The organism is Cellulomonas humilata, assembly GCF_013359775.1.
Taxonomy (GTDB): Bacteria; Actinomycetota; Actinomycetes; order Actinomycetales; family Cellulomonadaceae; genus Cellulomonas; species Cellulomonas humilata.
Map to the genome: position 1 here is coordinate 1 of NZ_JABMCI010000004.1, position 270 is coordinate 270.

General features: G+C 77.4%; 1 protein-coding gene. It reads right to left on the reverse strand.

All coding sequences use genetic code 11. From position 1 onward, the window contains the following. Positions 1-270, reverse strand: a 270-nt coding sequence (locus HP550_RS00015) for a hypothetical protein (RefSeq protein ID WP_175345560.1), incomplete at both ends; no start/stop codon positions are given.

Consider the following 270-nt stretch of genomic DNA (forward strand, 5'->3'; position numbering starts at 1 on the left):
CACCCCGGCCGCGACCGTGCCCATCGAGACCAGGGCGTCGGCCTGCCGCACCACCCGGGACGCCTCACCCAGACCGGACCGGGTCACCCGGGCGTGGGCCGCCTCGAACGACCGGTCCCCCGGCCGCAAACTGTCCCCCGCATCGCGGTCCGCGACCAGCAGGTGCGCCCGTGCCTCGGCCAACGCCGCCTCCGAGGCCCGCACCACCGCCAGCACCGACGCCCGGTCCGCACCCGTCCACGCCCGCGAATCCCGAGCCACGACAGCCAG